The following is a 5,527-nucleotide window of genomic DNA, read 5'->3' as shown; positions in this document are numbered from 1 at the left end:
GGATAGAATTTTTTCATATTGTTTTGTTAATGCATTTTTAGGCTTTGTTAAAATTTGGATTAATGCATCTCTGTCCAATTGGTCTAATGTTACCATCACAGGTAAACGACCAATGAACTCAGGAATCAAACCAAATTTCAATAAATCTTCAGGTACAACATCTTTTAAGATAGCAGATACATTACGTTCTTCTTTACGTTGTACGTCTGCACCAAAACCAAGGGTTTTCTTAGCGGTACGTTTAGTAATAACTCTGTCCATACCATCAAATGCGCCACCACAAATAAAGAGAATATTTGTCGTATCGATTTGAAGCATTTCTTGATTTGGATGCTTTCTACCACCTTGAGGTGGAACAGAAGCAACGGTACCTTCTAAGATTTTAAGCAATGCTTGTTGTACACCTTCACCAGACACGTCACGTGTAATGGAAGGATTCTCAGACTTACGAGCAATCTTATCGATTTCATCGATATAGATAATGCCGCGCTCAGCCCGAGCTATATCATAATCTGCAGCTTGGATAATTTTGAGCAAGATATTTTCCACATCTTCCCCAACATAACCAGCTTCAGTTAAGCTTGTAGCATCTGCAATAGCAAATGGCACTTCTAGCATTTTCGCTAAGGTTTGAGCCAATAGTGTTTTACCACTACCAGTAGGACCAATGAACAATACATTAGCCTTTTGTAATTCTACATCATCTACTACATTATCTGTTTGTAAGCGTTTGTAGTGATTATATACAGCCACGGCTAAAGAGATTTTAGCATCATCTTGACCAATAACATATTCGTCAAGATGAGCTTTAATATCTCTCGGCGTTGGCAATTCTTTTAAGTTGAAGTCGTCCGTTTCAACAGCACCTAACTCATCAGCGATGATACGTTCACATACTTCAACGCATTCATCACAAATATATACGTTAGGACCCGCCACTAATTTGCGGACTTCTTCGCTTGTGCGTCCACAAAAACTGCAGCGCATAGTGTCTTTATCTTTTGCCAAGGGGCGCCTCCATTACTTGCTTTCTACAGGTTCTCTAGTGAGCACCTCATCGATTAAGCCGTATTCAACGGCATCCTGAGCACTCATGAAGTTATCGCGATCTGTATCGCGAGCTACTACTTCAATATCTTGTCCACTGCGAGAAGCTAAGATACCATTTAACTCTTCACGCATGCGAAGAATCTCACGGGCATGGATTTCAATTTCAGATGCTTGCCCTTGAACACCACCTAGTGGTTGGTGAATCATAACGCGTGCATGAGGTAACGCATAGCGTTTACCTTTAGTACCTGCTGTTAAAAGCACAGCACCCATGCTCGCCGCAGAGCCTACACAAATGGTAGACACATCTGGTTTGATATATTGCATTGTATCATAAATAGCCATACCGGCAGTTACAACACCGCCGGGACTATTAATGTACAAATGGATATCCTTATCAGGATCCTCTGCTTCTAGGAATAGCATTTGCGCAATAACCGCATTAGCAACATTATCATCGATGGGTCCACCTAGGAAGATAATGCGATCCTTTAACAAGCGAGAGTAAATATCATAGGAACGCTCACCGCGTTCACTTTGTTCAACTACGATTGGTACATACATGTATTCACCTTTTCATGTACCTAGTTGAGCAAACTATTATTCAGCCGCTTCAGCGCCTTTTGCATTATCAATAATGAATCGAGCTGCTTTTTTGCGAGCTACAGAGCCTGCCAACATAGCTACACGACCTTCTTTTGCAATAATATCCCAAACTTCTTTAGGATCTGCCCCAAAGTTTTGAGCCATAATGAAGATTTCACGGTTCATGTCGTCTGGAGTTACTTCGATACCTTCAGCAGTTGCGATAGCGTCTAATACTAAATCAGCGCGTACGTTTTCAGCTGCGGAATCTTTGTATTCAGAACGTAAATCTTCGATAGTTTTGTTGGAGAATTTCAAGTAGTCATCAAGTTTCAAGCCACGGCCTTCCATGTTCATAGCCAATTCTTGAATCATTTGTTCTACACGATCTTCGATCATTACTTCTGGGATTTCTACAGTTGCGTTTTTAACAGCTGTTTGAATCAAGTCAGCATTGTAAGTATCGATGGCGCGACGGGAAGCTTCTTCTTCCATTTTAGCGCGAAGATCTTTTTTCAATTCTTCAATAGTTTCGTAAGAGCTTGCTTCTTTTGCGAACTCGTCGTTCAATTCAGGCAATTCTTTACGTTTAATGTCATGGATGTGAGTTTTGAATTCTGCTTCTTTACCAGCAAGTTCTGCTACGAAGTAGTCTTCAGGGAATGTTACTTTTACAGTTACATCATCGCCAGCTTTAGCGCCGATCAATTGATCTTCGAAGCCAGGAATGAAGCTACCAGAACCGATTTGTAATGGGTAGGATTTACCTTCACCACCATCGAATGGTTTACCATCAATGGAACCAGCGAAGTCGATTACTGCGAAGTCATCTTTTTGAATTGTAGCACCTTCTTCAGCAACAACCATTTTCGCTTGTTGTTCACGAATGTTGTTCAATTGTTCTTCGATTTGTTCATCAGTTACTGTAGCGTCTTGTTTTTCAGCTTCTAAGCCTTTGTAATCGCCAAGTTTAACTTCAGGGCGTTTAGTTACAGTAGCTTTGAAGATCAAATCTTTACCTTCTTCGAATTGTTCGCGTTCAATTTCTGGTTCAGATACAGGAACGATATCGTTTTCACGAAGAGCAGCAGTGTAGTTTTGGCTAGCCAATACTTCGAATGCTTCTTCCATGATAGCTTCTTTGCCGAAGTTCATTTCCAAAATACGGCGAGGCGCATGGCCTTTACGGAAGCCAGGGATGTTTACTTGACCTGCAATGCGTTTTACAGCTTGTTTAATACCTTTGTCTACTTCAGCTGCAGGTACTTCAATAGTTAACGTTACTACGTGTTGATCAACAGGATTTACAGTTGCTTTCATTTAAAATATGTCCTCCTCGAAGGGCAATACGCCCAAATTTCTGTAGTATATTATGCACTCCTAATAATAACATAAATGCAAGGTCAATGCAATTCTTCTCAATTTACACTAAAAGACCACCCCAAAACGGGTGGTCTTTATACGTTTTACATAATTATGCTAATTAGTTATCTTTAGCGATCAATTTAATGATATCGCGACGAGATAAGATACCGATCAAATGGTAATCTTTATCTACAACAGGAACGTTTTTCAAATGTTGGTCTAACATAACGGATACGATTTCTTCTACATCTTTATCTGGTGTAGTAGTAATTACTTCGTCAGTCATCAACTCATGCACATGAGATGCCAACAATTTTTTGAACTGCGCATTGTATTCGCCAATGCCATTGTAATAGATGCTAGCGCCTAACACATTTACGTAGTGAGGTACATGAGGGCGCACTTTTTTGTAAAGCAAATCACCTTCAGAAATAATGCCTAACAATTTATTATTGTCATCCACTACGGATACAGCCGTTAAATTATATTTAACTAACAAATCGGCTACATCAGAAATTGGTGCATCTTTACCAACAGTAACAGGGTATTTATTCATTACTTCTTGAATTTTCATAGTGAATTCCTCCTCAGAAAATACATCTGGACTTATTATACTATTCGACATAGTATAATAAAACTCCTTTTTTTGTGAAGTCATTATATAAATAATTTATAAGTCTATTCCTAATGTATAAGTAATATTAACTATCCACACTTAAAGAACTAGAATTAAATTTATAAGGCGAACCATTAACCTTATCTTTATATCTACCAATGATAAGGTTCATTCCGATTGATTTTTGACGCTCGATATATTTGCTCCACCAACAGCAATCGCACCATTTGGTGAGTAAAGGTCATAGGGCTAAAGGACAATTTATAATTTACAGACTGGCGCAATGCTTCACTAACACCAAAGGCTCCGCCAATAACAAAAGCCATATCGCTAACTCCATCTACCTCTAGCTTTGCTACAGTCTTAGCTAAATCTTCAGAAGACATCGTCTTACCGTACACATCAAGTAAAACGGTATAGGCATTTTTAGGAACTGCTTTTAGTAAACGAGCCCCCTCTTCAGCTACTACTTGCTTACGATCCGCATCACTTGGTTTATCGCCAATTTTACTTTCATTTAGTTCTGTAATCGTAATCCCACCATAAGGTCGCATCCGTTTCACAAATTCCGCTACCCCATCGCGCAAGTAAGCATCTTTTAGCTTGCCAATACAAACTACATAAAATTTCATTTTTTACCTCTTTACGGATTTCATAGACACAATTTCATTTGGTTGCCCATGTTGTAACTTCATTTCAGGACCAATGCGAACGCCCCCATCAACTAACATTTTCCCAATCGTTTGGGTAACAAGGACCGCGTTATTATTATTTTCAGAACGGTGGGCCAAGATAACTTGCATAAAGTCAGGTCGATTCATCATGAGCAACGCTTGGGCGGCCATTTCATTACTTAGATGACCTTCATCACTAGCTACCCGTTGTTTCAAAAACGGTTGATATGGACCGAAGCGCAGCATATGAGGGTCATAGTTAGCTTCCAACACTAACAAGGTCGTATCATCCATACGACGCAAAATACTATCAGAAATCACACCTGTATCGGTAACGACAGTAGCCTTATCTTTTCCTGCAAATACATTGATGCCAATAGGGTCTGCCGCATCATGACTCACTGCAAAGGGCTCTACAACGAGATTCCCCAATGTTAAACTACCTTTCGTCAGTTCGATCAATTGGTTCTTTGGCACGATTAACTTGTCTTGAATCTCACGCCACGTCCCTTGCTTTGTATACACAGGAATATCAAAACGTTTCAACAGTTGCTGTAGCCCTGCAATATGATCGCTATGTTCATGACTGATAAATATACCCTCTACCTGTGCCATATCGATATGCAATTCTTTTAAACCATTGACAATGCGTCGACAACTAATGCCTACATCGTGCAATATGACGGAGTTCCCTTTTTTTATTACTGTACAATTGCCCTTGCTACCACTAGCAATAACATGGACCTCCAACGGTGAGGATTCACTCATCAAAACACTCCATATACTAAATCATAATTCTTTACATATTCCTGTGAAAGTCAATTGAATACGTCTTCGACCATCCCAGTTATTCAATTTATTAAATCAACAAGTTTATTCATTCTAACAAGGTCAATACATTATTTATTTCAGCTAATTAAATTACTTATTATGTTAAATAAAGCACTGACTAATTTTTCTCAGACAGTTCACTTAAACGTTCTACAAAGTACGCCATATTAGATTCAATGTCTGGACCTCGGCGGAACATATCACCACCAACGAGGAACATTGTATCATTGCCGTATAACTAGACTAGCTCATTGAGACGAGCATCTGTTACACCACCACCCGGGGCTGGACAAGCGGCTTTCATCATTCCAAAAGGCTGTTTTATATAGTTGGATATCCGCTTACACTGTTCCTCAGTGAAAGTAAAACGGCCACCATAGGAAACAAAGATTGGCATATCTGCACC

Annotated in this window: 6 protein-coding genes and 1 pseudogene; all 7 read right to left on the bottom strand. The window is 39.4% G+C overall.

Annotated elements, in window-relative coordinates; translation table 11 throughout:
• A partial coding sequence (gene clpX, locus Q0F90_RS06710) for an ATP-dependent protease ATP-binding subunit ClpX (RefSeq protein ID WP_296004284.1) occupies nucleotides 1-1,008 on the bottom strand: 1,008 nt, incomplete at its 3' end.
• A gap of 12 nt (nucleotides 1,009-1,020) precedes the next feature.
• Entirely contained in the window at nucleotides 1,021-1,614 is a 594-nt protein-coding gene (gene clpP / locus Q0F90_RS06705; protein WP_009351033.1) for an ATP-dependent Clp endopeptidase proteolytic subunit ClpP, read from the bottom strand.
• 36 nt (nucleotides 1,615-1,650) lie between these two features.
• The gene (gene tig / locus Q0F90_RS06700; RefSeq protein WP_296004283.1) at nucleotides 1,651-2,955 is read right to left on the bottom strand and encodes a trigger factor; all 1,305 of its coding nucleotides are present in this window, start codon (nucleotides 2,953-2,955) and stop codon (nucleotides 1,651-1,653) included.
• A 163-nt stretch (nucleotides 2,956-3,118) separates the two neighbouring features.
• Nucleotides 3,119-3,574 carry a CBS domain-containing protein gene (locus Q0F90_RS06695; protein WP_024065467.1) on the bottom strand — a complete coding sequence of 152 codons (456 nt, stop codon included), beginning with the start codon at nucleotides 3,572-3,574 and terminating at the stop codon, nucleotides 3,119-3,121.
• Nucleotides 3,575-3,768: 194 nt separating this feature from the next.
• Complete coding sequence (rlmH, locus tag Q0F90_RS06690) at nucleotides 3,769-4,248, bottom strand: 23S rRNA (pseudouridine(1915)-N(3))-methyltransferase RlmH (protein ID WP_296004282.1); 480 nt, start codon at nucleotides 4,246-4,248, stop codon at nucleotides 3,769-3,771.
• A 3-nt stretch (nucleotides 4,249-4,251) separates the two neighbouring features.
• Nucleotides 4,252-5,058: an MBL fold metallo-hydrolase gene (locus tag Q0F90_RS06685; RefSeq protein WP_296004281.1), complete on the bottom strand. Its 807-nt coding sequence runs from the start codon at nucleotides 5,056-5,058 to the stop codon at nucleotides 4,252-4,254.
• 181 nt (nucleotides 5,059-5,239) lie between these two features.
• A pseudogene (locus Q0F90_RS09225) lies at nucleotides 5,240-5,527 on the bottom strand (ribulose 1,5-bisphosphate carboxylase); the annotation flags it as partial.

The organism is uncultured Veillonella sp. (assembly GCF_934190855.1).
Classification (GTDB): domain Bacteria; phylum Bacillota; class Negativicutes; order Veillonellales; family Veillonellaceae; genus Veillonella.
This window is presented reverse-complemented; position numbering and strand designations above follow the sequence as displayed.

Excerpts from the sequence above, each read along its gene's own strand:
- tig (WP_296004283.1), bottom strand. The coding sequence starts at position 2,955 with ATGAAAGCAACTGTAAATCCTGTTGATCAACACGTAGTAACGTTAACT.
- rlmH (WP_296004282.1), bottom strand. The coding sequence starts at position 4,248 with ATGAAATTTTATGTAGTTTGTATTGGCAAGCTAAAAGATGCTTACTTG.
- clpP (WP_009351033.1), bottom strand. The coding sequence starts at position 1,614 with ATGTATGTACCAATCGTAGTTGAACAAAGTGAACGCGGTGAGCGTTCC.
- Q0F90_RS06695 (WP_024065467.1), bottom strand. The coding sequence starts at position 3,574 with ATGAAAATTCAAGAAGTAATGAATAAATACCCTGTTACTGTTGGTAAA.
- Q0F90_RS06685 (WP_296004281.1), bottom strand. The coding sequence starts at position 5,058 with ATGAGTGAATCCTCACCGTTGGAGGTCCATGTTATTGCTAGTGGTAGC.